Source organism: Amnibacterium soli (assembly GCF_039544415.1).
In the GTDB taxonomy this organism is placed as follows: Bacteria; Actinomycetota; Actinomycetes; order Actinomycetales; family Microbacteriaceae; genus Amnibacterium; species Amnibacterium soli.
The window spans coordinates 52,542-75,022 of the sequence record NZ_BAABLP010000002.1 but is presented as its reverse complement, the minus strand read 5'-3'; the positions used below and the strand labels follow the sequence as shown (position 1 = coordinate 75,022).

Annotated in this window: 24 protein-coding genes, 1 tRNA gene and 1 pseudogene; 14 read left to right on the top strand and 12 right to left on the bottom strand. The window is 72.3% G+C overall.

Annotated features, from left to right (window positions below; translation table 11 throughout):
- Positions 1-4: 4 nt before the first annotated feature.
- On the bottom strand, positions 5-1,036 hold the full coding sequence (locus tag ABEA53_RS04320; RefSeq protein ID WP_345479770.1) for a Gfo/Idh/MocA family protein: 1,032 nt from the start codon (positions 1,034-1,036) through the stop codon (positions 5-7).
- A 130-nt stretch (positions 1,037-1,166) separates the two neighbouring features.
- Between ABEA53_RS04320 and ABEA53_RS04315 the strand changes: the two genes are divergently transcribed.
- Positions 1,167-1,868, top strand: coding sequence for a glutamine amidotransferase (locus ABEA53_RS04315; RefSeq protein WP_345479769.1), 702 nt, complete (start codon positions 1,167-1,169; stop codon positions 1,866-1,868).
- A gap of 10 nt (positions 1,869-1,878) precedes the next feature.
- Here the strand turns inward: ABEA53_RS04315 and ABEA53_RS04310 are convergent, their stop codons facing one another.
- Positions 1,879-2,493: a dihydrofolate reductase family protein gene (locus ABEA53_RS04310; protein ID WP_345479768.1), complete on the bottom strand. Its 615-nt coding sequence runs from the start codon at positions 2,491-2,493 to the stop codon at positions 1,879-1,881.
- Between the two features lie 466 nt (positions 2,494-2,959).
- On the opposite strand from ABEA53_RS04310, the gene ABEA53_RS04305 reads away from it, so the two are divergent.
- A complete protein-coding gene (locus tag ABEA53_RS04305; RefSeq protein ID WP_345479767.1) occupies positions 2,960-4,369 on the top strand; it encodes an MFS transporter in 1,410 nt (469 codons plus the stop codon).
- Between the two features lie 94 nt (positions 4,370-4,463).
- Positions 4,464-5,642 (top strand): aminotransferase class I/II-fold pyridoxal phosphate-dependent enzyme, encoded by a 1,179-nt coding sequence (locus tag ABEA53_RS04300; protein WP_345479766.1) that lies wholly within the window; start codon positions 4,464-4,466, stop codon positions 5,640-5,642.
- 10 nt (positions 5,643-5,652) lie between these two features.
- Here ABEA53_RS04300 and ABEA53_RS04295 read toward each other — a convergent pair whose 3' ends face one another.
- Positions 5,653-5,868: a hypothetical protein gene (locus tag ABEA53_RS04295; RefSeq protein WP_345479765.1), complete on the bottom strand. Its 216-nt coding sequence runs from the start codon at positions 5,866-5,868 to the stop codon at positions 5,653-5,655.
- Positions 5,869-5,993: 125 nt separating this feature from the next.
- On the opposite strand from ABEA53_RS04295, the gene ABEA53_RS04290 reads away from it, so the two are divergent.
- Positions 5,994-6,728 (top strand): SGNH/GDSL hydrolase family protein, encoded by a 735-nt coding sequence (locus tag ABEA53_RS04290; RefSeq protein WP_345479764.1) that lies wholly within the window; start codon positions 5,994-5,996, stop codon positions 6,726-6,728.
- A gap of 45 nt (positions 6,729-6,773) precedes the next feature.
- On the top strand, positions 6,774-7,181 hold the full coding sequence (locus ABEA53_RS04285) for an NUDIX domain-containing protein (RefSeq protein ID WP_345479763.1): 408 nt from the start codon (positions 6,774-6,776) through the stop codon (positions 7,179-7,181).
- Positions 7,182-7,198: 17 nt separating this feature from the next.
- Here ABEA53_RS04285 and ABEA53_RS04280 read toward each other — a convergent pair whose 3' ends face one another.
- Positions 7,199-7,435 (bottom strand): hypothetical protein, encoded by a 237-nt coding sequence (locus ABEA53_RS04280; protein WP_345479761.1) that lies wholly within the window; start codon positions 7,433-7,435, stop codon positions 7,199-7,201.
- 283 nt (positions 7,436-7,718) lie between these two features.
- Here ABEA53_RS04280 and ABEA53_RS04275 point away from each other — a divergent pair, with 283 nt between their 5' ends.
- Positions 7,719-8,012, top strand: a complete 294-nt coding sequence (locus ABEA53_RS04275; protein WP_345479760.1) for a hypothetical protein — start codon at positions 7,719-7,721, stop codon at positions 8,010-8,012.
- 21 nt (positions 8,013-8,033) lie between these two features.
- On the opposite strand, the gene ABEA53_RS04270 is transcribed toward ABEA53_RS04275, so the two are convergent.
- Both ABEA53_RS04270 and ABEA53_RS04265 read right to left on the bottom strand, forming a co-directional pair.
- On the bottom strand, positions 8,034-9,290 hold the full coding sequence (locus tag ABEA53_RS04270; RefSeq protein ID WP_345479759.1) for a lycopene cyclase family protein: 1,257 nt from the start codon (positions 9,288-9,290) through the stop codon (positions 8,034-8,036).
- Positions 9,287-10,228, bottom strand: coding sequence for a bacteriorhodopsin (locus ABEA53_RS04265; protein WP_345479758.1), 942 nt, complete (start codon positions 10,226-10,228; stop codon positions 9,287-9,289). The genes ABEA53_RS04270 and ABEA53_RS04265 overlap by 4 nt, the downstream gene beginning before the upstream one ends.
- A 165-nt stretch (positions 10,229-10,393) precedes the next feature.
- On the opposite strand from ABEA53_RS04265, the gene ABEA53_RS04260 reads away from it, so the two are divergent.
- Positions 10,394-11,050 carry a LuxR C-terminal-related transcriptional regulator gene (locus ABEA53_RS04260; RefSeq protein WP_345479757.1) on the top strand — a complete coding sequence of 219 codons (657 nt, stop codon included), beginning with the start codon at positions 10,394-10,396 and terminating at the stop codon, positions 11,048-11,050.
- Between the two features lie 307 nt (positions 11,051-11,357).
- On the opposite strand, the gene ABEA53_RS04255 is transcribed toward ABEA53_RS04260, so the two are convergent.
- On the bottom strand, positions 11,358-11,822 hold the full coding sequence (locus tag ABEA53_RS04255; protein WP_345479756.1) for a shikimate kinase: 465 nt from the start codon (positions 11,820-11,822) through the stop codon (positions 11,358-11,360).
- A gap of 198 nt (positions 11,823-12,020) precedes the next feature.
- On the opposite strand from ABEA53_RS04255, the gene ABEA53_RS04250 reads away from it, so the two are divergent.
- From ABEA53_RS04250 to ABEA53_RS04240, 3 genes are all read left to right on the top strand, one after another.
- Positions 12,021-13,448, top strand: coding sequence for a protein kinase domain-containing protein (locus ABEA53_RS04250; RefSeq protein ID WP_345479755.1), 1,428 nt, complete (start codon positions 12,021-12,023; stop codon positions 13,446-13,448).
- A gap of 512 nt (positions 13,449-13,960) precedes the next feature.
- Complete coding sequence (locus tag ABEA53_RS04245) at positions 13,961-14,296, top strand: hypothetical protein (RefSeq protein ID WP_345479754.1); 336 nt, start codon at positions 13,961-13,963, stop codon at positions 14,294-14,296.
- A gap of 54 nt (positions 14,297-14,350) precedes the next feature.
- Positions 14,351-14,677 carry a DUF7882 family protein gene (locus tag ABEA53_RS04240; protein WP_345479753.1) on the top strand — a complete coding sequence of 109 codons (327 nt, stop codon included), beginning with the start codon at positions 14,351-14,353 and terminating at the stop codon, positions 14,675-14,677.
- Positions 14,678-14,821: 144 nt separating this feature from the next.
- Here the strand turns inward: ABEA53_RS04240 and ABEA53_RS04235 are convergent, their stop codons facing one another.
- The 3 genes from ABEA53_RS04235 to ABEA53_RS04225 form a co-directional block, all read right to left on the bottom strand.
- A complete protein-coding gene (locus ABEA53_RS04235) occupies positions 14,822-15,604 on the bottom strand; it encodes an alpha/beta fold hydrolase (protein WP_345479752.1) in 783 nt (260 codons plus the stop codon).
- Between the two features lie 357 nt (positions 15,605-15,961).
- Entirely contained in the window at positions 15,962-16,165 is a 204-nt protein-coding gene (locus ABEA53_RS04230) for a hypothetical protein (RefSeq protein ID WP_345479751.1), read from the bottom strand.
- A gap of 115 nt (positions 16,166-16,280) precedes the next feature.
- On the bottom strand, positions 16,281-16,475 hold the full coding sequence (locus ABEA53_RS04225; RefSeq protein WP_345479749.1) for a hypothetical protein: 195 nt from the start codon (positions 16,473-16,475) through the stop codon (positions 16,281-16,283).
- 86 nt (positions 16,476-16,561) lie between these two features.
- Here ABEA53_RS04225 and ABEA53_RS16910 point away from each other — a divergent pair.
- Both ABEA53_RS16910 and ABEA53_RS04210 read left to right on the top strand, forming a co-directional pair.
- Positions 16,562-17,361 (top strand): annotated as a pseudogene (locus tag ABEA53_RS16910) (SDR family NAD(P)-dependent oxidoreductase).
- A gap of 444 nt (positions 17,362-17,805) precedes the next feature.
- Complete coding sequence (locus tag ABEA53_RS04210) at positions 17,806-18,522, top strand: hypothetical protein (protein ID WP_345479748.1); 717 nt, start codon at positions 17,806-17,808, stop codon at positions 18,520-18,522.
- A 212-nt stretch (positions 18,523-18,734) separates the two neighbouring features.
- Here the strand turns inward: ABEA53_RS04210 and ABEA53_RS04205 are convergent, their stop codons facing one another.
- Positions 18,735-19,097, bottom strand: coding sequence for a hypothetical protein (locus ABEA53_RS04205; protein ID WP_345479746.1), 363 nt, complete (start codon positions 19,095-19,097; stop codon positions 18,735-18,737).
- A 609-nt stretch (positions 19,098-19,706) separates the two neighbouring features.
- Positions 19,707-19,783 (bottom strand) — tRNA-Pro (locus ABEA53_RS04200).
- Positions 19,784-19,924: 141 nt separating this feature from the next.
- Between ABEA53_RS04200 and ABEA53_RS04195 the strand changes: the two genes are divergently transcribed.
- Positions 19,925-21,166 (top strand): FAD-dependent oxidoreductase, encoded by a 1,242-nt coding sequence (locus ABEA53_RS04195; protein ID WP_345479744.1) that lies wholly within the window; start codon positions 19,925-19,927, stop codon positions 21,164-21,166.
- A 68-nt stretch (positions 21,167-21,234) separates the two neighbouring features.
- Complete coding sequence (locus ABEA53_RS04190; RefSeq protein WP_345479743.1) at positions 21,235-22,479, top strand: FAD-dependent oxidoreductase; 1,245 nt, start codon at positions 21,235-21,237, stop codon at positions 22,477-22,479.
- Positions 22,480-22,481 lie beyond the last annotated feature (2 nt).

The window sequence follows — 22,481 nt, the reverse complement described above, 5'->3', positions numbered from 1 at the left end:
CGGCTCAGCGTGCGCCGAGCTGCCGCCGCGTCTCGTCGATGACCTCGAGCACGGACACGACCTCGTCGAGCGGGTGCACGGGCGACTCGAGCCGCCCCTCCGCCACGTAGCCGGCGAGTGCGGTCGCCTCGTAGGAGAGTCCGTCGTAGCGATCGTCGAACGTCCGGTCCACCCACTCCAGCGGCGCCTCGGCGGCCATCGGGCCGTTCGCGGAGAATCGGATCCCCGTCGGGAAGAGGAACGGCGGGATCAGCTCGATGATCCCCTCCGTGCCGGAGATCGTCGCCTGCACCGGCAGCATCGAGGTCAGGGCGGTGGAGGCGATGCCGCGCACCTCGGGGTCGGCGTAGTCGAGCAGCATGGTCGCCCGCTCGTCCACGCCGGTCGGTGCGAGGCTGCCGCGCGCCGTCACGGCCGTCGGTGCGCCGAGCACCGACGAGACGAAGGACAGCGGGTACACGCCCGCGTCGAGCAGCGCGCCGCCCGCCTGCGCGGGGTCGTAGAGCCGGTGGGCGGGGTCGAACGGGAACGCGAAGCCGAAATCCGCCTCGACCAGCCCGATCTCGCCGACGGCGCCGTCGTCGAGCAGCTGGCGCAGCACGTCGTACTGCGGCAGGTACCGCGTCCACATCGCCTCCATCGCCAGCACGCCGGCGGCGGCTGCGGCGTCGCGCACGACGCGGGCGGAGGCGGCGTCGGCGGTGAACGGCTTCTCGATCAGCACGTGCTTGCCCGCCGCGATCGCGAGCAGCGCCTGCTCGGCGTGCGCGGAGTGCGGGGAGGCGATGTAGACGACGTCGACCTCGGGGTCCGCGACCAGGGCCTCGTAGGAGCCGTGCCAGCGCTCGACGCCGTGATCGCGGGCGAACGCCTCGGCCCGCTCCGCCGACCGGGAGCCGACCGCGACGACGCGCTGCCCGGTCCGGGCGAGCACGGCGTCGACGAAGCGGCCGGCGATCCCGCCGGGCGCGAGCACGCCCCAGCGCAGGCTCGGCGCCTCGGGCAGCGGACGGGGCTGGGGCAGGAAGGCGGGCATGGTGCTCCTCGTCGGTCGCCCCCGACCGTAGGCCCTCCTCCGTCGTGCGACCCGTGCGCCGGGCCCCGGCGGTCGCACCGCTCGATACGCTCCCCCGGACCCCGATCCGCTCCTGCACCGGAGGACCGAAGTGACCCGTACCGCCGTCGTCCTCCAGCACGCGCCGACGATCCACCTCGGCAACATCCGCCCGGTGCTCGAGGAGCACGGCTACGCGGTGCGGGTCGTCGACGCGACCCGGGAGGACGTCGACGCGATCGACCCGACCGAGGCGGACCTCGTCGTCGTGCTCGGCGGCGAGATGGGCGTCTACGAGGCCGACGAGTTCCCGTTCCTGACCGCGGAGCAGCGGCTGCTCCGCACCCGCCTCGACGCCGAGCGGCCCACGCTCGGCGTCTGCCTCGGCGCCCAGCTGATGGCGGGCGCGCTCGGCGCCCGCGTCTACCGGGGCGGATCGACGCAGATCGGGTTCCGCCCGGTCGACGCGACCGCGGAGGGCGCCGGCTCCCCCGTGCGGCACTTCGCGGGCCTGCCCGTCGCCCAGTGGCACGGCGACACCTTCGACCTGCCCGAGCGCGCGACGCGGCTCGCCTCCTCCGGCGACTACGCCAACGAGGCCTTCGCGATCGGCGGTCACGCGCTCGCGGTGCAGTTCCACCCCGAGCTCACCGCGGAGATGCACGAGCAGTGGGTGCGCGACGGCGCCGCCGAGCTCGCCGAGCACGCCGTCGACGCGGACGCCCTGCGAGCGGAGCGGGACCGGTACTCCGCCCGGATGCAGGAGGCGTCGCGCGCGGCCTTCTCCGAGTGGCTCGAGGGCCTCGAGGGCTGATCCGCCGCGCTCAGTCCTGCCGACGGTAGGTGCTGACGACGACGCCGGACGCGAGACCGCGCGTCTCCACGGGCCTGAGGGCGGTGCGCGCGAACCCCTCGGGGAACAGCCTCTTCCCGGTGCCGAGCACGATCGGGTAGACCATCAACCGGTACTCGTCGACCAGGTCGTGCGCGGCGAGGGTCCGGACCAGCACGCTGCTGCCCCACACGCGGATCTCGCCGCCCGGCTCCTCCCGCAGCCGTGCGACCGCCCCCGGCACGTCGGGCCCGAGCAGGTGCGAGTTCTGCCAGGCGAGCTCGGACGCGGTCGTGGAGGCGACGTGCTTCGGCACCCGGTTGTAGCGCCGGGTGAACTCGCCCGTGGTGCCCTCCGCGTCCTCGCTCCAGACGCCCCAGGCGCCCGCCCAGATGTCGTAGGTGCGGCGACCGAGCAGCAGCGCCTCCGTGCGGCTCTCCCACTCCGCGATGATCGGGCCGCCCTCGTCCGCCAGGTCGTGCTCGCGATCGAAGTCCATGGCCCAGCCACCGAGCGCGAACCCGCCGTCGCGGTCCTCGTCCGCGCCTCCCGGACCCTGCACGACCCCGTCGAGGGTGATGAACTCCTGCACCACGATCCTGCTCACGGGCCCACCCTCCCGGCGCCGGGCCCGCCCGTCAACGCCGCGCCTGCCGTCGCCTCCCGCAGATGTGCGCCCTGGTCGCAGATGCGCGCGAGCGAGCGGCCGCAACTGCGACTGCGGCGCGCAGTTGCGGCCCGCGGGGACAGCGTCCCTCGCTTCACGCCGCGGCCCCGGAGGGACACGAGCGCCGACTCCCCCCTCCCGCAGATGCGCGCGCTGGTCCCAGATGCGCGCGAGCGAGCCGCCGCAACTGCGACTGCGGCGCGCAGTTGCGGCCCGCAGGGACAGCTGCCCCGGCTCCACGCCGCGCAGCCGGCACCCGGCGGGATGCGGCCCCCTCCCGCACCTGCGTGCGCTGGTCGCAGATGCGCGTGAGCGAGCGGCCGCAACTGCAACTGCGGCGCGCAGCTCGCGGGGCGCCACGGGCGCGGGTCAGGGCGCTCGGGAGCGCGGGACGTAGCGTGGAGGCGTGCAGCGGACGGAGGCGGGCGCCTCCGGGCTGAACCGGCCGCTCGCGGTGCTCGTCGCCGGCACGTTCTTCATGGAGAACCTCGACGGCACCGTCATCCAGACCGCGGTCCGCGCGATCGGGCGGGACTTCGGCGCGCAGCCCATCGACGTGAACGCGGCGATCACCGCCTACCTCCTGTCCGTCGCCGTGAGCGTGCCGCTCGGGGGCTGGCTCGCCGACCGGTTCGGCGTGCGCCGCGTCTTCCACGCGGCGATCGCGCTCTTCACGGTCGCGTCGCTCGCCTGCGGCCTCAGCACGGACCTGTGGATGCTGTGCGCCCTCCGCGCGCTGCAGGGCGTCGGCGGCGCGCTGATGGTCCCGGTCGGCCGGCTCGCGGTGCTGCGCGCGACCCGCCCCCGCGACCTGCTCGCCGCCGTGGCGTACCTGACCTGGCCGGGGCTGCTCGCGCCCGTGATCGCGCCCGCCGTCGGCGGCCTGCTCACCGACACCGTCGGCTGGCGGTGGATCTTCCTCATCAACGTGCCGATCGGCCTCGTGCTGCTGCTCGCCGGGCTGCGCCTCGTGCCGCGGAGCGCGGAGCGCGACCGCCGGGGCTTCGACCTCGTCGGCTTCGCGCTGCTCGGCGTCGGGCTCGTCACCCTCCTCCTGGCCCTGGAGGCGGTCGGCGGCGGCTCCCCCGACGTGCAGCGGGTCGCGCTGCTGCTGGCGGTCGCCGCGGGGACCCTCGTCGGCGCGATCGCGTGGATGCGCCGAGCGACCGCCCCGCTGCTGTCGTTCCGCGCGATGCGCATCCCCACGTTCCGGGCGAGCAACATCGGCGGCGGCTTCTACCGGCTGGTGATCTCGGCGCTGCCCTTCCTCTACACGCTGCTGTTCCAGGTCGGCTTCGGCTGGTCCGCGTCGCTGGCGGGCGTGCTCGTCGTCGCCGTGTTCGTCGGCAACATCGGCGTGAAGCCGTTCACCTCCGGGATCATCCGCCGCTTCGGCTTCCGCACCACGATCGTCGGATCGAGCATCGCCGGCGCCGCGCTCGCCGTCGTGTTCGCGTGCACCGACGCGTCGACCCCGCTGCCGGTGTTCGCCGTGCTGCTCCTGGTCGCGGGCGCCTTCCGCTCGATCGGCTTCACCGCCTACAACTCGCTGCAGTTCGCCGACGTGCCGCCCGAGCTGACCTCCGGCGCGAACACCCTCGCGGCGACCACGCAGCAGATCGCGATCGGCTTCGGCATCGCGGTCGCCGCGCTCTCGGTGCGATCGATGCTCGCCCTGGCCGCTGCAGTGGCGCCGGACGCACCCGCGCTCGGGTACCGCTGGGCGTTCGCGCTGATCGCGGTGCTGCTCGTCGTGCCGGTGGTCGAGACCGCGCTGCTGCACCGGCACGCGGGCGCGGTGGTCGCCGCACGGTGATGCCGCGTGCAGCGGAGGTCCGCCTGCCAGGATGCGGAACGGAGCAGCGGCGCACGCCCCTCCTCCGCAGCACGAGGAAGCCAGGAGGCCCCCGATGAAGCTCGCGCAGCGCGCCCGGACCGCCGAGCCGTTCCACGCGATGGCGATCGGCCAGCGCGCGACGGAGATCGAGGCGTCGGGCCGGCACGTGGTGAAGCTGTCGCTCGGCGAACCCGACTTCGGCGCACCGCCCGCGGTGCGGGAGGCGATGCGGGAGGTCATGGACGGCCGGCCGCTGCCCTACACACCGGCGCTCGGGCTGCCCGCGCTGCGGCAGGTGATCGCCCGCTTCTACCGCGACGAGCACGGGGTCGCAGTGGATCCGCGGCGCATCGTCATCACCTCCGGCGCGTCCGCGGCGCTGCTGCTCGTGACCGCGGCCACGACGGAGGCGGGCGACGAGGTCGTGATCGCCGACCCGTCGTACCCCTGCAACCGCGAGCTCGTCCGCAGCTTCGGCGGCTCGCTCGTCAGCGTGCCGACCACCGCCGCGACCCGCTACCAGCTCGACCTCGCCTCGGTCGAGGCGGCCTGGACCGAGCGCACCAGCGCGATCATGATCGCCTCCCCCTCCAACCCCACCGGCACCTCGATCCCGTACGCCGAGCTGACCGCCATCTGCGCGCTCGCCCGCGAGCGCGGCGCATGGCGCATCGTCGACGAGATCTACCTCGACCTCGCGGACCCGTCGCCCGACGGCGAACCCGCCCGCACGGTGCTCGCCGTCGATCCGGACGCGATCGTGATCGGCAGCTTCTCGAAGTACTTCGGGATGACGGGGTGGCGGCTGGGGTGGGCCGTGCTGCCGGAGGCGCTGCTCACCGGCGTCGAACGCCTGGCGGTCAACTACTTCCTCTGCGCCTCCGCGCCTGGACAGGTCGCGGCGCTCGCCGCCTTCACCCCCGAGTCGCTGGCGCTGTGCGAGGAGCGGCGGGAGGAGCTCGCCGCGCGCCGTGCGCTCGTCCTGGACGGGCTCGCCTCGATCGGCCTGCCCGTGCCGGTGGCGCCGGACGGCGCCTTCTACGTCTACATCGACGTGAGCGGCACCGGCATGGACGCGTGGACCTTCTGCGAGGAGGCGCTCGAGACCGCCTCCGTCGCCCTCACGCCCGGCCGCGACTTCGCCACGGGGACCGCGGACACCCACGTCCGGCTGTCGTACGCCGCCTCGCGCGCCGAGCTGGCGGAGGGCATCGCACGGCTCGGCCGGTTCCTCGACGCGCGGCGGCGCTGAGGGGCGGCGCTCAGAAGGTCGTCAGCAGCAGGAACGCGAGGTAGCCACCGCCGAAGATCGAGCCGACGAGTCCGAAGACGACGACCGCGACCGCGACGTCCGCGCGCGTCGACGGGCCGCTCTCGACGAGACCGCGCTGCGTCAGGCGGGCGCTCACCACGAAGCCCGCGAGCGCGACGACGACGCCGGCGACGACGATCGAGATCGCGGTGATCAGTGGGGACATGGTGCACGACGGTAGCGGTCGGACGCGGTCGGCGTGCACGGAATCCCGAACCGAGCCTTCACGCGCCCTCCGGGGCCCGCACTCTGGGGCTGACGGACGTCCACGATCCGAGGAACCGTGAGCAGGTGGATCCGTTGCGCGCGTCCCTGATCACTCGTCGTCGAGCGATCAAGCTCTCCGAGCGCGCCCGAGCGGGGCTCGACCGGCCCCCGGTCAAGGACGACGGCCCGGAGGTCCTGCGCAGCGTCGTCGTCGGAATGGACCCCGTTCGCGTGCTCCTCTTCGGCTCGGGCCCGTTCGTCGGGTACGGCGTCACCGCGCGCAAGGACGCCGTCGACGGTCCGCTGGCCGCGCTGCTGGCGAGGCGCACGGGCCGCGGCGTCGTCGTCGAGAGCCGGGTGCGACTCGGCCTGCCGACCGGCGAGGCGGTCGGCTCCCTGGGCGGAGCCGGCACCGCGACCTTCCACGCGGCGGTGTGGGCGCCGAGGTTCGGGGAGGAGCTGCAGCACTCGAACGCGGAGCACAGCCGGACCTCGGTCCGCGCGTTCCTGCAGGCGTTCCGCGCCGAGTCCGACATCCCGCTGATCCTCTGCCACCTGCCCGTGCCGCTCGGGCTCGACTGGCGGACCGTGCTGCGTCGTCCGCGCGTCGCGCGCTACAACCAGGTGCTCGACGAGCAGGCGCTGGCCGCGCGCGACGTCTTCACGGCCGACGGCGGTTCCTATCACCCGGTCGACCCGGCGCACGCGCCGGACGCGTCGTGGCACCGCGAGCTCGCGATCCGCATCGCGCCGCCGGTGCTGCACGCCATCGGGCACTCCGCGCCCGGCGAGTACGCGGACCCCTTCGCGCGGCACTGACGCCCGGCCACGGCACTGTCCGCTCCGCCGCGCAGACTGCGACTCGTGGCGCACCGCATCGTGACCGGCGCACTCGTCCGCGGGGACCGAGTGCTCCTCGGTCATCGCACGCCGGCGCGGCAGCACTCCCCCGACCGCTGGGCCCTGCCCGGCGGTCACGTGGAGGCGGGCGAGCAGCCGTCGGCGGCGCTGGTCCGCGAGCTCCGGGAGGAGCTCGGCGTGGACGCGCTCGTGGCCGGACCGCCGGTGCTCCGTCTGGAGCGCCGACCGGGCTCCGACGACGGCATGGTGATGGACGTCTGGCCGGTGACCTACTGGCGCGGCGAGCCGACGAACCTGGCGCCGGAGGAGCACGACCGACTGCGATGGGTGACCGCGGACGAGCTGGCCTCGCTTCCCCTCGCGCACCCGGAGCAGCGGGCGTTCCTGCGCGACCTCCTCGCCCGCGGGTGAGCCGCACGGCGACCGGCTCAGCCCACTGACCCGACCATGTACAGGACGAGGCCGGCTGCGGACACGAGCGCGAGCGCCACGGCCGCGACGGCGAGCACGATCCAGGACCGGTCGGAGGTGCGCCGGGAGCGGCTCGCGCAGAGGACGGCGAGCGCGATGCCCACGACGAGCAGCGACGACTCCACGAACACGGACAGCGGCGTGTGCAGGTGCACGACGATGACGACCGGCGGCTCGTGTCGAGCTGCGAGCATCACGCCGCGTCCCGTCGCGCGGCCGGGAGCAGACGGACGCCGGGCGCCCGGACCACCGCCTCGGGCGTGCCGCGGTCGACGCCGGCGACGACCGGACGCAGTGGACGACGCACCCGCCGATCATGGCCGAGTCCGACGGTGCCGACGATCTGCGGGCGTCGAGGTGGAGCGTCGCCCTCCGCACCGACCTGCAGCGCAGCACCGGGCCCGATCGCGCAGGAATCGGAGCGGACGCTCACCGCACGCCCCGACGACTGTCTGCCTGGGCACGCAGGCTTGGACGATGACGCCGGAGGAAGTGCAGCGGCTGCTCGCGGACGCGGAGTCGGGACGCCTGCGACCCGTCAGGTACACGAAGGCCCGCCGGCCCCCGATCGTCCTGGTGATCGCCGTGCTCCTCGCAGGCGGCGTCGTCGCCGGTGCGGCGGGTGCGGCCCTGCACGTGCTGCTCGGTGGAGGGCGGTTCCTCGATCCGCAGCCCTGGATCACCGGAGCGATCATCGGCGCCGGCTCGTGCTTCGCGACGGGCGTCGTGCAGCCGTGGGGCGAGCGGCGCCGCGCGCGCGACAGGACCTGATCTCGTCGGACCGCGGCACCGTCAGGCCCCCAGGGCGCGGAGGCGCTCGACCGCGGTGGTCGTCGCGGCGCGGAGGAACGGCCGCTTCGGCAGCGCGCCGATCAGCCGGAGCTCGTCGAGCGGGCTCGCACGCTCCGTGAGGAATCGGACCGTCAGCGGCCCCGGCAGGCGGGCGAACATGCGGAGGAACACCTCCGGAGCCCGCTCCGGCTGATCGCGGAGGAATCGCAGGAAGATCGCATCGAGCATCCGTGTCCGCACGCCGTCGCGCACCCCTCGTTCGTCGACCCCGTGCTCGGTGGCATGCCGGGCGGCGATCTGGATGCGGGTGAAGGCGTACCCGGTGCTCGGACGGGCGATGCCGGCCCGCAGCCCCACCGGCACGCCGCCTCGAGCACGCCCGAGCGGCCGGGCGTCGGTCATCGGGATGCTGCCCGCCTCCTCGCCCTCGACCGTCCAGCCGTCGTCGTCGAGCCCCCAGCGCTGCCGCACGTAGGCCGCGATGTGCTGCCGGAAGGGCTCGGTCCCGTGCGCGGCGGCGGAGAAGACGGTGCACTCGACCAGTGCCAGGTCGGGGGCGACCGGCAGCACGTAGAAGAAGCGCACGCCGGTGGCAGTCGACCCGGGGAAGTCCATCAGGGTGACGGTGGTGTCGTCGAACACGGCCCGGTCGGTGCGGATCCACTGCCCGACGAACCGCTGGTGCAGCAGCACCCGGCCGGGTGCGACCGCGTGCTGCGGCACGCCTCCGCGCGCGTCGACCAGCCGGGGATGCGGCGGGCGGGACACGGGCGTCGCCGGGGCGCCGTCCGACACCCGCACGCCGTCGATCAGGTGCGCGCCGGGGCGACCCGCGAAGCGCGCACGGGCGGCGGCCCGGTAGTCGTGCGCCCGCACCATCCGGTACGGGTGCGCGGCGTCGCCGGCCACGGCTCGGCCGTGCGGCGTGCGGACCTCCCAGCGGCCCCAGGAGCGCGTCACGGCTTCGGGCAGCAGCGCCTGGCCCGTGTCCCAGTAGCACCAGGTCCGCCCGTCGCGGTCGCCGGTCCGCGCCTCGACGACGGCGACCGCCTCCTGAGCCTCCGCCAGCGCGACGCCGAGCGCGAGCCCGGCGCAGCCGCCGCCGACCACGATCGTGCCCGTGCGCGGGAACCCGTCCTCGTCGAGGCGGTCGAGCAGCTCGTCGACGGTCAGCCGCTCGGCGCCGCTGCTCGCCGCGCCTGCACGCGGAGGGCGGGCCGGTCGGACGGCGACCGGCCGGCCGGCCCGCGGGGTCATGCGGAGGCGCCGCGCGCGGTGCGGCCGCCCGTCGGGATCTGCCTGGCGGCGGCGTCGGTCGGAGGCAGGACGGCGTCGGACTCCTTGCTGCCGGAGATGTAGATGGACTCCGGGTGCACGTCCTCGCCGGCGACGACGTCCTCGGCGGTGCGCTGCAAGGCGATCTTGTGGATCAGCGCGCCGAAGCCGACCTTCGCGATGATGTCCGCCGCGGACAGGATGACCTGCGCGGTGACGGTGAGGCCGCCGCTGACGCCGAGGCCCTGCAGGCCGAAGACGATCGGGTACGCGAACCAGATGACCATCAGCAGCACGGACGCCGTCAGGAAGGTGCGCGACACCGGCGCCGACAGGTCCCGTCGCGCCTTCAGGACCATCGTGATGATCACGACGTACAGGATCACCATGAAGATCCCGCTGATGACGCCCCAGATCGCCAGCGCCGGGATGCTGGAACCGTCGTCGATGGCCACGCCGCCGATGAAGCCGGTGAAGATCATGAGCCAGGCGCCGGCGATGCCGATCGTGCGGAAGCGGGTCGCTGCGGCACCGATCAGGCTGGAGACGACGACCAGCTGCACCATCAGCAGCGGAACGGTGATCGACCAGTCCATGTAGCGGGGCGCCCAGGACCAGATCGCGTCCTTGGTCGGGCTCCACACCGCACCGGCGCCGTCCGGGCTGCCGCTCGTCTGGGCGTACCCGAGGTCGAACTTCGCCGTCAGCACGACGTAGGACAGGAACGCGGCGCCCGTGACGCCGAGGCTCGCGAACATGGCCGGGCGGTACTTCGTCCCGACCTCGTTCCGGCCGACCCAGGTCCGCACGAACTGCGCGAGCATCGCCAGTCCCGCGATGACGAGGAAGTAGTAGATGATCACCCGCTGCCCCTGATCCAGCTGGGCCGCCCAGAACGGCCCCTGCACTACCTGGTGCACGACGTACTCCTTCTTCTCGTCCCGGTCGCTGATCGGCCGGTGGGATGTCTCGCGCGGCGCCTGAGCAAGCACTGCAGGTCCGTCGAGCGGTCGCAGCGAGGCTGCAGAATGACTCGACCACAAGTAGGGGTGTTCCGATTCACCCCCAGGGGTGAGGGGTGACGAGTGTCAGCAGGCGATCAGGCGCGACCGGTCCGGGTGGCGCTGCGCAACGACTACGAGATCGTCCTCGGCGGGTTCCGGCGAATGCTCGAGCGCTACCAGCACCGCGTGGAGGTGGTCGAGGTGCTCGAGCAGCACCGCATCGACCAGCCGGTCGACGTCGCCCTCTACGACACGTTCGCGCAGCACGAGCCCGAGCACGACGTCGTCGCCGAGATGCTCGCCAATCCGATGAACGCGGTCGTCGCGATCTACTCGTGGAACGTCGAGCAGGCGTTCATCGACGCGGCGCTGCAGCAGGGTGCGCGGGGCTACTTCGCGAAGAGCATGCCGGCGATGGAGCTCGTCGAGGCGATCGAGCGGGTCGCGGCCGGCGAGGTCGTCACGAGCCCCGCCGACGGGCGCGTCCGCAGCAACGCGGCGCTGGACTGGCCCGGGCGTGCGGACGGCATCTCGGACCGCGAGTCGGAGGTGCTCGCACTCATCACCCAGGGGAAGTCCAACGCTGAGATCGCCGCGCAGACGCACCTGACGCAGAACACGATCAAGACCCACATCCGCTCGGCGTATCGGAAGATCGGCGCGGCGAATCGAGTCGAAGCCGTGCTGTGGGGCGTCCAGAACGGGTTCCAGCCCGACCACGCCCGATCTCGGCGCTGATCGGACTGCAGCCGGCGAGGACCTCCGTGCGGCGGATGAGGCATGGGGCGGAGGGCGGAGCCGGAGCACCTCGAGCGGCACGCGCTTCGGAACCCGGTCGATCCCTCTGAGACCACCCGCATGCCCGCAGCGGCTTCACCGCGTCAGTGCTGGGGTACGGGTCCGTCCGCCTGATCGACGATGAGGAGACGGCTGACCGCTCCAGCCGTTCCTCACGCATGCGCAACGCCCTGTCGTGCTGCCCACGGCAGGGCACTCCCCTCGGTCGGACCGGCTCGAGCGTCCGGATCACTGCGAGACGGCTGCTTCACCGGGTCGTGCGGAGGATCGAGGCGAGTTCTGCGACGACCTCCTCCAGGTCGACCGAGGTGTCGACCACATGGGTGGCCATCGCCCGGAGGAGCGGCTCGACGTCGGCGGCGTCTCGAGCGACCTGCGCCCGGTCGGCAGCGGTGCTGCCGTACTGACCTGCAGGGCGATCACGGAGACGCCGCATCAGGACCTCGACCGGCGCCGTGAGCAGCACCACGGCGGCGAACCGGTCGGCCCACTCCCCTTGATTCGCCACGGTCCCGACCAGGACGAGCGGCCCGCTCCGGGACGCGCCGAGCGCCTCGTCGATCCGGTCCCGGCGCCAGAGCGGCTCGCCGTCCACGGACTCGATCCAGCCCGCCTCGTCGGTGTCGATCGTCTCGAACCCCAGCCGGGCGAGAGCGGCGAGCGCGGTCGACTTGCCCGCGCCGGACATCCCGGTGAGGAGGAGGACGGTCACCCCCTCATCGTCCCCGTCGCCCGCACCGGCCCCTGCCGACCTCCGGGAGTTGCCGCACTCCCCCTGCAGTCGCCGGATGCCGGGCGTCGCCGCGCGATCCGCGCGCGGACATGGACAGTTCGCGCCAGGCGCCGCACACGCCTCTCGATTCACGGTACTTTTTCAGCAATGTCCGGCTCGCGTAATGAGGAGGCGTCGTTGAGCGAGACCCTCCACCCGCCGCGCGGCGAGCGGGCCGAGGCCGGCGGCGAGCCCGGCGTGGTGGCGGGCATCGTGCCCGCGCTCAGCGAGCGGTACGTCGCACGGAGCGTGCTCGGCCGCGGCGGCAAGGCGACGGTGTACCTCGCCGACGACCGCCTGCTGTCCCGCCAGGTGGCCGTGAAGGTCTTCCGGGCGCGCGCAGCGGAGACGCAGTCGCTGCGCGAGCAGGAGGCCGAGGCGCAGCTGGTCGCGTCCCTGAACCACCACGCGCTGACCACCCTGTTCGACGCCGGCGTCGACGCCTCCGATCCCGACCGCCCGCAGATCTACCTGGTGATGGAGTACATCCCTGGCGCCGACCTCCGTCAGCGGCTGGGCACCGGACCGCTGGAGTGGTTCCAGGTCTGCTGGCTCGGTCGCGACCTGGCCGAGGGTCTGCAGTACCTCCACGAGTCCGGCTTCCTGCACCGCGACATCAAGCCTGCGAACGTGCTGCTCGCCTCTCGCGAGGCGGACGTGCGCGCCCGCGCGAAGCTCACCGACTTCGGCATCTCGTCCCTCATCGGTCACGTGGGCGACGGCGACCTCGTCACGGGCTCGGCGGCGTACCTCAGCCCGGAGCAGGTGGAGGGCGACGACCCGACACCGGCATCCGACATCTACGCCCTCGGACTCGTGCTGCTCGAGGCCCTCACGGGGCGCACCGAGTACCCGGGGGGCATCGAGGAGTCGGCGTTCGCGCGACTGGACCGGCAACCCCGGATGCCCGCCGGGGTCCCCGACCGGATCGTCAGCGTCCTGACCGCGATGACGTCGCGCGACCCTGCGGACAGACCGCCGCTGGTCGAGGTCGCCGCGGTCTTCCAGAACCTGCTCATCGACGACCTGGTCCGGCAGCGCGGCTACCTGCCCGCCACGGCGGACGCGACCGAGCGGGCCCGACTGGCGGCGTTGGCCCAGTACAACATCCTCGACACCGATCCCGACGACACCTTCGACGCGATCACGCGGATCGCGAGCCAGGTCCTCGACTCCCCGATCGCCCTGGTCACCCTGATCGACGAGCACCGGGTCTGGTTCAAGTCCGCGCTCGGTTGGGACGAGCAGCAGGTCGACCGCGACGTCGCGTTCTGCTCCAGCACGAACCCTGGCGGCTCCACTCCGTGGACCATCCCCGACGCTCGGCTGGACGACCGCACCAGGGACAACCCGCTCGTCACCTCCGGGCCGCAGGTCCGCTCCTACGCGGGAGCGCCCCTGGTCACCCGTGACGGCCACAACCTCGGCGCCGTCTGCGTGTTCGACCGCGAACCCCGCACCTTCACCGCCGGCCAGCTCCACGCGCTCCGCGACCTCGCCGACCTCGTCATGCACGAGATGGAGATGCGGCTCGCCACCCGCCGGGCGCTCTTCGACCAGCCCTGAACCCGGTCCGGCGGGCGGACCCGGCCGGCTGTCCGCGGCGGACCGCGCTCCTCGCAGCGGCCCCTCACCCGCCGCCGACTCCGACCGCCTCGGCGAGCTGCACGACTCGGATCGCTGATGGGTGCGCGTTCTCCGGATGACGGGAAAGGGCCTGACCAGTCAGTCGGAACGACTCCGTTGATCGGCCCGCGAGCCCATCGACGCCAGCGAACCGGCCACTCACGGCGCGCGACCTCGGCAGGTCCCGCGCCACCCCTCCCGCCGCCTCGGCCAGCTCGAGAGCGACGTCAAACCGGTCAGCGCCGAGCCGCAGCGCGCTGTCCCACTGCTGTGGCTGTTGCAAGCTTCCGAGACCGAGGTTCTGAGACAGGTACTGAGACCGGCCCGGGCCGGCGCCCCGCATCCCGTGTCTCAGAACCCTGCCCACGAGACGCCGCGGCCCTCAGGCGGGCAGTGCCTGCGGGCATGGCTTGCAGGGTGTGGCTTGCAGGGTGTGGTGGCAGGGTGCGCGGGTGCAGAGGATCTGGTACGCGAACTCGTGGTTCTCCACCGACGACCAGATCGCGGACGCGCTCATGGAGTACGCCAGCGTGCTCGCCGTCCTCGACTCCTCCGACGTCGTCCTGCTGCCAGCTCTCGACACCGAAGGCACCCGACGGCAGGTGCGGATGATCGTCGGACCCGCCAGTCAGATCCTCGCCATGGACAGCGATGACGAGACCATCGATCTGCAGTCCGAGAACACGGTGGAGGACCTGCGGAACCGGAGCCGCCGACGACTGCCGGACTCGGTCGAGATCGCCGCAGCGATGGCCCGGGCACAACACGGCGCCACGACACCCGAGTAGGTTCCGCACTATCCCTTTCTGGAGCTCCACGAGCGGCGCGATCTGATGGGCTGGATGACCTATGACGCACTCACCGTCGAGTTCGACGACCGCGTCCTGGCCCACCTCCAAGTCGTGATCATGCTCCGCTTCCGCCGCGGCGAACCACTCACGATGTCCTGGATGGACGCGCCCAAGGCCGGTAGCGGCCGGAGCTCGCTGTGGATGAGCCCGACCTTCCCGGCCTACTTCAAGTTCCTCGGCTCCCGTCCACCCGCCATCGATGTCGACTGGTTGCGACGCCTCACCGAATCCGCCGACTCCTCGATCGGACTCGTCGTCACCGACGAGCACGGCACCGCCGTCGCCGGCATCCCCCACACCCGCCGCCCCGGAGACTGAACCCTCGACCGGAGTGAAGACATCTCAGAACTCATCACGCGAGACGTCTCGACGTCCTGCTCGTGAGACGCCTTCCTCGCCTCGATAGTTAAGGGCGGGCCGGATCGGCGCTCATGCTCGCAACGGCCAGCCGGCCGGCCGCGCTCAAGCGGTGCTGTCGAGAATCAGGCTGGTCGCTTCGTGCGGTGCGTCCCATTGTGGGAAATGCCCGCATCGCTCGAACCAGTGCAGCACCGCGTCGGGGAAGAGCTCGATGGCACGCGCGGCCTGTCTCGGCACGGTCACCAGATCACGGCGACCCCAACCGATCGTGACCCGGCCGGGCACCGAGCCAGCCGGGGCACCCTGCTGCTTGGGCCCCTTCGTCAGGGCGTCCATGGCAGCACCAGTCGCCGGCGAGTCGGCCAGCCCGCGCACGTCCGGCAGCACGGTCTCGCGCGAGAGCGCCCACGGCCGTGCCGACAACTGCGCCAGCAGAACGGTCCTACCGACAGGGTTGCCGAGCAGCGCTGGCAACACGGGTCGCAATACTCGAACCGCAGCGATCGACGGCCGCAGCGTGGCACTGAAGACGGCGACCTCGCGGTCGCTCCAGAAGCCGCCCGGGTCCAACGCCACGGTGTCACCGCCGACACTCCGCCGGGCGAGTTCGAGCACGATTCGACCGCCCATCGACTGGCCGACGGTCGAGATTCCGTCGAGGCCCTGTTCGCGGATGAAGTCTGCAACGGAGTCGGTCAGGGTGGCGATCGAGACCTCGCCGGTCAACGGTGGCGACTCGCCGAAACCCGGCAGGTCGACAGCGATCACCTCACGGCTCTCGGCCAGTCCGTCGAGTACCGGGGACCAAGATCGCCACCCGGCACCCAGACCGTGGACGAGCAGCAGCGGACTGCCGCGCCCTCGTCTCACATGATTCAACGTCACGCCGTGACGCTAGCTCTCGCGGAACGCGAGGTGTTCAGTTCACACCGCATACGGATCAGCTGTCGCCGTGCTCTACGAACGACACCCACCTCATCAAAGTCACCAGCGACCGTGATGGACCCTCCGCCTGCAGGATCGAGCGACACGGCGACGGCGTCGAAGAAACCCGACGCCGGTCGCACGTCACTAACCGAGCGGGCGCAACCTGCAACAACCGCACTGTGCCAACCGCCCCCACGCCCGAGACGTACCACTCCCCTGCCGGTGAGACCATCGGCGCGCCTCGGGGTCGAGAGCGGCCCGACGTCGACCCGTGACTGCGCTCAGATCGGGGCGTCTACACCCCTCGCGCACTAGTCACGCGCCCTGGACCGCGATGACTCCGACGATGGCCGCGCCGATTACGACAACGAGCACACCCGCGACGACGGCTCCCCCGAGCACGGCTGTGCGCGGCCGGCGACCCTGCCTGCCAGCAGCCCGCCGCTCCACGACGATCAGGGCGACCGCAAGCGCAAGCGCGAGAACAACGAGCAGACCGTCAACGATCACATTGCGCACGAGGCTTGATCATGTCAGCGGCCCAACCCTTACGCATAGGACGGCCCTCACCCTTGGCACGAGCGCTATCCAAGAAGCCCGCTGACGAGACGGTTTCTGACTGGCGACAGTCAGCTCAGCGCTGGCGGAACGGCCAGTAGCGCGCTCCACGCAGCATGGCGAAGGCGGCCCCCACGAAGAGCGCAGTCGCAACGACGACGAACAGCTCCTCATGCCCCTGACGCGTCAGTAGGAGCACGACCCCGAGAAACGACATCGCCGAAGCCAGCGCGAAGAAGCGCCTGTCTGGCGCAGCCGAGCCTGTCCTCACGCGCTGATCGTAGTGACGTGCCTCTCAAAAGCCTGCTCGTGGGACGCGAAGCTGTCCTTGCCTAGCGAACAACCGCTGGTTGCGCCATGGTGGCGAGGACGAGTCAGGAGTCCGGGGTGGCAGTTGCTCGTGAGGGTCGGCGGTTCGCTGGCGCCTCCTTCCTCGTCGTCGGCGCAGCGAGCGGTATCGGCCGAGCGACCGCCGAGCGCCTGGCGGCCGAGGGTGCGCGAGTCGGGGTAGCGGATCTCGACCGCGACGAGGCATCAGCCGCCGCCTCCGAGCTCGCCGGCTCGGGTCACGTTGGCCTCGAGCTCGACGTCCTGGACCCGAGGTCGGTGACCACCGCCGTTGCTGAGTTCGCGGCGATCACGGACACGATCGACGGTCTCGTTCACGTCGCCGGCGGGGACACTGCGCACGGCGACTTCGAGCACACCACAGACGACACCTGGCGAGCAATGCTCGACCTCAACCTCCTCGGACCAGTCCGAGTCGCACGGCAGGCACTCCCCTGGCTCCGCCGCAGCACGCGGGGGCCGGCGATCGTCGTCGTCAGCTCGATCAGCGCCTCCATCCCGCTCGGAAGCGAGCCCTACTCCGCCGCGAAAGCCGGGCTTGCCTCCGTCGTCGGCAATCTCGCTTCGGAGCTCGGCCCCGAGACATCCGCGTCAACGCCGTCGCCCCCGCGACGATCAGGACCCGCGTCTGGAACGACCAGGGCGGACCCGACCACCTCTCGTCTCTCTACCCCCTCGGCCGCGTCGGTGAACCGAAGGACGTCGCCGGCGCGATCACGTTCCTCTGCTCTGCTGACGCAGCCTGGATCACCGGCCACATCCTCCCCGTCGACGGCGGCCTCTCAGTGCGCAGGGTCCCCCTCGGCTGATGTCGCCGACGTCTCAACTGCCTGCTCACGAGACCTGCGGCCCAGCCGCTAGTCCTCGCGCCGCCCCTGCGGGCCAAGAAGCTTTGCCGTCCGTTGCGCGATCCGCTCCTCGCTCCTTGCCCGCGATGCGCGGCGCACCCTCACTGCAATGACGACGATCAGCGCGAGGACCACAACCGGCACGACCGTCAGCAGCGCCGTTACCAGGAGGTGCCATCCAACGAACACGCTCGCGAGTCTTGCTGCGGATCAGCCGCGGAGCAACAAGCAACGGCGCCGTCGCACAAACCTGGCCGTGAGACGCTCGCGGATCGTTCTGGGGCGGACCTCTCGGTCCGGCGCGGACGCGTCGAGTGACCGCTCCGAGGGTTGTGACACTTCGCGCGGTGCTGGACATACCTGTTCGTGACGGGACATCGGGCCCCGTCCGGAGGGACAGCTGTGATGAGCACTCGTAGGACGTTGTTGACTTCGGCTCTGACGGTCGCGCTGCTGATGACCGGCGGAGTGGCGGCGCACGCCGACTCCACCGCCCCGGTGGCAAGCGGACCGGGCTGCACCAACACGGCCAAGATGCCGGTCGGCGCCGTGACGGGGCCGATCTCCGACGTCGACCAGGACGGCCGGGCCGACACGCAGTTCTACGGGGCGGGCAACGGGCGCTACGTCTACGGCATCCGCACCGCCGCCGGCGGGGTCTACACGATCACGGACACACTGCGGGGGCTCCAAGCCCACAGTGGCTTCACCGCATACCTCCTGGGCTCTGGCGTCGTCAGCGTCATCGACGACAAGGAGACCGCCGAGCCCTACGCCTTCCGGAACTGCCGGTTCGTGCAGCCCCAGCACAAGACCGGCGGCGCGTACACGTTCGCACTCGGCGCGAAGTCGACCTCCGGAACCGGCATCGCCTGCAACGACCAGAACGGCGGCCCGATCCTCGAACGCGCGACGGCGAAGAAGCGCGCCAACGGCCGCTACGACATCCTCTGGTCGACCGTTCGAGTCAGCGACGACGGGAAGATCGCCTACCGACAGACCGGTACCGGCAGCACCGACGTCCGCTGGTCCAACCTCAAGGCGTCCGACACCCGAGTGCGCGACGCCCGCGCCAGCCACTGCATCGGCGTCGTGAAGAAGGTCACCGCCAGGACGGATTGAGAGCACCGGCCCCTCTCGACCCATCCCTGCCGCACCCCGCACGTGTGCGCAGCGGAAAGCGAGGAGAACGAGCTGAGAGGCCTGCCGCTCGTCGCGGAACCGAGCGGCAGGCGCTCTCGCATCGCGAGCGCTGTCGCACCGACGAGACCGACGCTCGTCGACGTCCTCGGAACGGTCTCACACCCCTGCTCGCGCAGATGGTGTCGCTGCGGTCAACCTGTCGTTCGAATGGCGAGCAGCAGGAAGGTCAGAAGCCCGGCGAGCAGGACAGTGACCCACCCGGACGCGATCGACCTCCCCTGTCGGCCGCGGACGAACACGAAGCCCAGCAGCAGAGCCGTAGTCGCGCCCGCGACGCCGCGCGACGCCCACAGGCATCGGGCGGCCTGCGCATCCTCGCCAGGACTCGCGGCGACTCCGAAGAGCGGAGCAGCCGACACCAGCGCGACGAACAGCAGCAGGAGCGGTAGGAGCACGCCGCCCAGCGCGAGCAGGGTCCAGCACAGAGCAACGTCCCCGAACCCGCGCGGCTCGCGGACGTCGATCTCCTCGAACGGGTGGTGCGAGTAGCCCATGCGGCTTCGGTCCTCTCCTGCGCGGTGCTCTCGACGCAGTATCGCGGGGGCCGCCACTTGCAGCGAGTACCCACTCCCGACGCTGAGGGCAGCCGGGCAGGACGTCGTCCGGACCCAGACGGGCGGGCGAGAACCTCTGGGGCGGGGTGACGGATGCCGTCTCACCGTCCTGCCCGCGAGACGCCGTCCGACCTGCTCATGCGGCGCGGCCGGCCGCCGAAGAACCAGCTGATGTCCGAGGCATGGCCGCGGACGGGCTCGCGCTGATCATCTGCGCGGCGGTGCGCTCATGTCGCTCGTCGGTGTGCTCGTGATCGTTGCCGCGTTCGACGCGGGGCGATGAGGTGCCAGTGGCAGGTCACCGATCGTCGTGCGCGCTGTGATCACGATGATCCCGGTCGGGTCGGCTGCTTCGGCGCTCGTGGCGCGTCGGTCGATGTGCATCCGACCGGGCTCCGTGGCCGGCCGCCGCGGCCGCCTCATGGACCTCACCAGGACACATCCGTCTACGACGTCGACTGCAGCACGCACATCGCACACGCACGAGGGGCAGTGACCGAGAAAGGGCCTGACCAGAGTGACGAACGTCACCCTGGTCAGGCCCTTCGCTGGTCGGGCTGACAGGATTTGAACCTGCGACCCCTTGACCCCCAGTCAAGTGCGCTACCAAGCTGCGCCACAGCCCGTGGCGACCCGCAGGGAGTGGAGTCCCTGCGAGCCTCGGACAGTGTAGCGGGGCCGGGAGGGCCTCATCGATCCATCGGCGGCGCTCCGAGCGGAACACGTCGCAGGTGGCGGGTTCAGGGTCGCGAGCGGACGATGGGGTCATGACGGAGCAGCGCACGACGGTCGCGATCTCCGGAGGCGGGCCCGCCGGGGTGATGCTCGGGCTGCTGCTCGCGCGGCAGGGCGTCGAGGTCACGGTGCTCGAGAAGCACGCGGACTTCCTCCGCGACTTCCGGGGCGACACGGTGCACCCGATGACGCTCGACATCCTCGACGAGCTCGGGCTGATCGACGAGTTCGACGCCCTCGTGCGCGGAAGGATGGAGGCGGTCGACTTCGCCACCACGGACGGGGTGCTGGTCCATCAGGACCTCGCGTCCGTCGCACCGCGCGGTGCGCGCTTCACCGACATCGCGCTCGCGCCGCAATGGGACCTGCTCGACCTGCTCGTGCGGAAGGCCGCCGAGTTCCCCTCCTTCACCCTGGTGATGGAGGCGCAGACGCTCGGGGTGGTGCGGGAGGCGCGGGGCGTGCGAGGGCTGCGCTATCGCAAGGACGGCCGGGAGCACGTGCTGCGCGCCGTGGTGACGGTGGCGGCCGACGGGCGGCACTCCGTGCTGCGGGAGGACATCGGCACCGGGCTCGTCGTGCTCGGCTCCCCCATCGACGTGCTGTGGTTCCGCATCGACCGCGAGGCGGACGAGCCGACGGAGCTGCGCGGGGTCATCGGCCGGGGCGGCGCAGCCGTCGCCATCAACCGCAGCGACTACTGGCAGGTCGCCTTCCTCGTGCCGAAGGGCACCGACGAGGAGATCCGGACGGCGGGGCTACCCGCCTTCCGCGACCGCGTGCGCGGGGTGGCGGCCTGGATGGGCGACCGGCTCGAACAGGTGCGCACCTGGGACGACGTGAAGCTGCTCTCGGTGTGGGTCGAGCGGCTGCGGCAGTGGTCCGCGCCCGGGATCGTCGCGATCGGCGACGCGGCGCACACCATGTCGCCGCTCGGCGGTGTGGGTGTGAACCTCGCGATCGGCGACGCCGTCGCGGCCGCGAACCTGCTCGGCCCCGACCTGCTGCGCGCGCAGCAGGACCCGCGGCGGTTCGAGAAGCTGCTGAACCCCGCGATCCTCGACCGCGTGCAGCAGCGCCGCCAGCTCACGACGATGGTGACGCAGCGCATCCAGGTGCTCGGGCAGAACCGGGTGAACGCGATCACGCGGACGCCGGAGGGCGCCTCGCTGATGCCGCCGAAGGTCGCGCTCGCGGTCATGCGGGGGCCGGTCGCCCGCCTCCTCCCCCGCGTCTTCGTCTACGGCATCCGGTCAGAGCGCATCGCGGGCTGACGCGCGCCCGCACCCCCGTTCCCTGCGGACCCGGACGACACGGAGGCTGGCCCTGTCAGGTTGCGTGCATGACGCCGGCCCGGACCACCGTCGTGATCTCGGGCGGAGGGCCGGCCGGTGTGGTCCTCGGACTGCTGCTGGCCCGCCAGGGCGTCGAGGTGACGGTGCTGGAGAAGCACGACGACTTCCTGCGCGACTTCCGCGGCGACACCGTGCACCCGATGACGCAGCAGGTGCTCGACGAGCTCGGGCTGATGGCGGAGTTCGACGCGATCGTGCGCGGGCGGATGACGTCGGTCGAGTTCGCGACGACGGACGGGCTGCTCGTGCGGCAGGACCTCCCCTCCGTCGCCCCGCGCCGGGCCCGCTTCCGCGACATCGCGCTCGTGCCGCAGTGGGACTTCCTCGACCTGCTCGCGCGGGCCGGGCGGATGCACCCCGGCTTCACCCTCCTGCTCGGCGCGGAGGTGACGGGCGTGCTCCGCGACGAGCAGGGCGTGCGCGGCGTGCGCTACCGGAGGGAGGGCGTCGAGCACGAGGTGCGGGCCGCCCTCACCGTGGCCGCCGACGGGCGCCGCTCGGTGCTGCGGGCGGCGCTCGGCTCGGCGGTGCGGACGCTGTCGGCGCCGGTCGACGTGCTCTGGTTCCGGATGGATCGGCACGCGCACGAGCCGGCGGGCCTGCTCGGGACGATCGGGCGCAGCGGCGGGCTGGTCTCGGTGAACCGCGGCGACTCGTGGCAGGTCGCGCTGCTGGTGCCGGAGGGGCACGACGCCCGCATCCGCGCCGCGGGCCTGCCCGCGTTCCGCGAGCGCCTGCGTGCGACGGCGCCGTGGATGGCGGACCGTGTGCACGCGATCGACGACTGGGAGGCGGTCAAGCTGCTGACGGTGACGGTCGAGCGGCTGCGCAGCTGGTCCGCGCCGGGCCTGCTGGCGATCGGCGACGCCGCGCACACGATGTCGCCGATCGGCGGGGTGGGCGTCGAGCTCGCCGTCGCCGACGCGGTGACCGCGGCGAACGTGCTCGGCCCGGCGCTGCGGAAGGCGCAGCGCGGCAGCGGCGCCGATGCGGTGCTGCCGGCCCGGCTGCTGCGGCGCGTGGAGCGGCGGCGGCTGCCGGCGACGGCCCTGACGCAGCGGATCCAGGTGGTCGCCCAGCGGTACGTCCTCGCCGCCGGTGCCGCGGCACCCGGCGTGCGGCTGATGCCGTCCCGCCCGGTGCTCGCCGCTCTGCGGGGGCCGGTCGCGAGGTGGCTGCCGCGAGTCTTCGTCTACGGGATCCGCCGCGAGCGCGTCGCCTCGGCGCGCTGATG

What these genes read in the sequence shown, in the direction of transcription:
- ABEA53_RS04320 (WP_345479770.1), bottom strand. Translation starts at nt 1,036, where the DNA reads ATGCCCGCCTTCCTGCCCCAGCCCCGTCCGCTGCCCGAGGCGCCGAGC.
- ABEA53_RS04190 (WP_345479743.1), top strand. Translation starts at nt 21,235, where the DNA reads ATGACGCCGGCCCGGACCACCGTCGTGATCTCGGGCGGAGGGCCGGCC.
- ABEA53_RS04270 (WP_345479759.1), bottom strand. Translation starts at nt 9,290, where the DNA reads ATGACCCCGCGGGCCGGCCGGCCGGTCGCCGTCCGACCGGCCCGCCCT.
- ABEA53_RS04280 (WP_345479761.1), bottom strand. Translation starts at nt 7,435, where the DNA reads ATGCTCGCAGCTCGACACGAGCCGCCGGTCGTCATCGTCGTGCACCTG.
- ABEA53_RS04295 (WP_345479765.1), bottom strand. Translation starts at nt 5,868, where the DNA reads ATGTCCCCACTGATCACCGCGATCTCGATCGTCGTCGCCGGCGTCGTC.
- ABEA53_RS04205 (WP_345479746.1), bottom strand. Translation starts at nt 19,097, where the DNA reads ATGGGCTACTCGCACCACCCGTTCGAGGAGATCGACGTCCGCGAGCCG.
- ABEA53_RS04195 (WP_345479744.1), top strand. Translation starts at nt 19,925, where the DNA reads ATGACGGAGCAGCGCACGACGGTCGCGATCTCCGGAGGCGGGCCCGCC.
- ABEA53_RS04300 (WP_345479766.1), top strand. Translation starts at nt 4,464, where the DNA reads ATGAAGCTCGCGCAGCGCGCCCGGACCGCCGAGCCGTTCCACGCGATG.
- ABEA53_RS04275 (WP_345479760.1), top strand. Translation starts at nt 7,719, where the DNA reads ATGACGCCGGAGGAAGTGCAGCGGCTGCTCGCGGACGCGGAGTCGGGA.
- ABEA53_RS04210 (WP_345479748.1), top strand. Translation starts at nt 17,806, where the DNA reads ATGAGCACTCGTAGGACGTTGTTGACTTCGGCTCTGACGGTCGCGCTG.
- ABEA53_RS04240 (WP_345479753.1), top strand. Translation starts at nt 14,351, where the DNA reads ATGACCTATGACGCACTCACCGTCGAGTTCGACGACCGCGTCCTGGCC.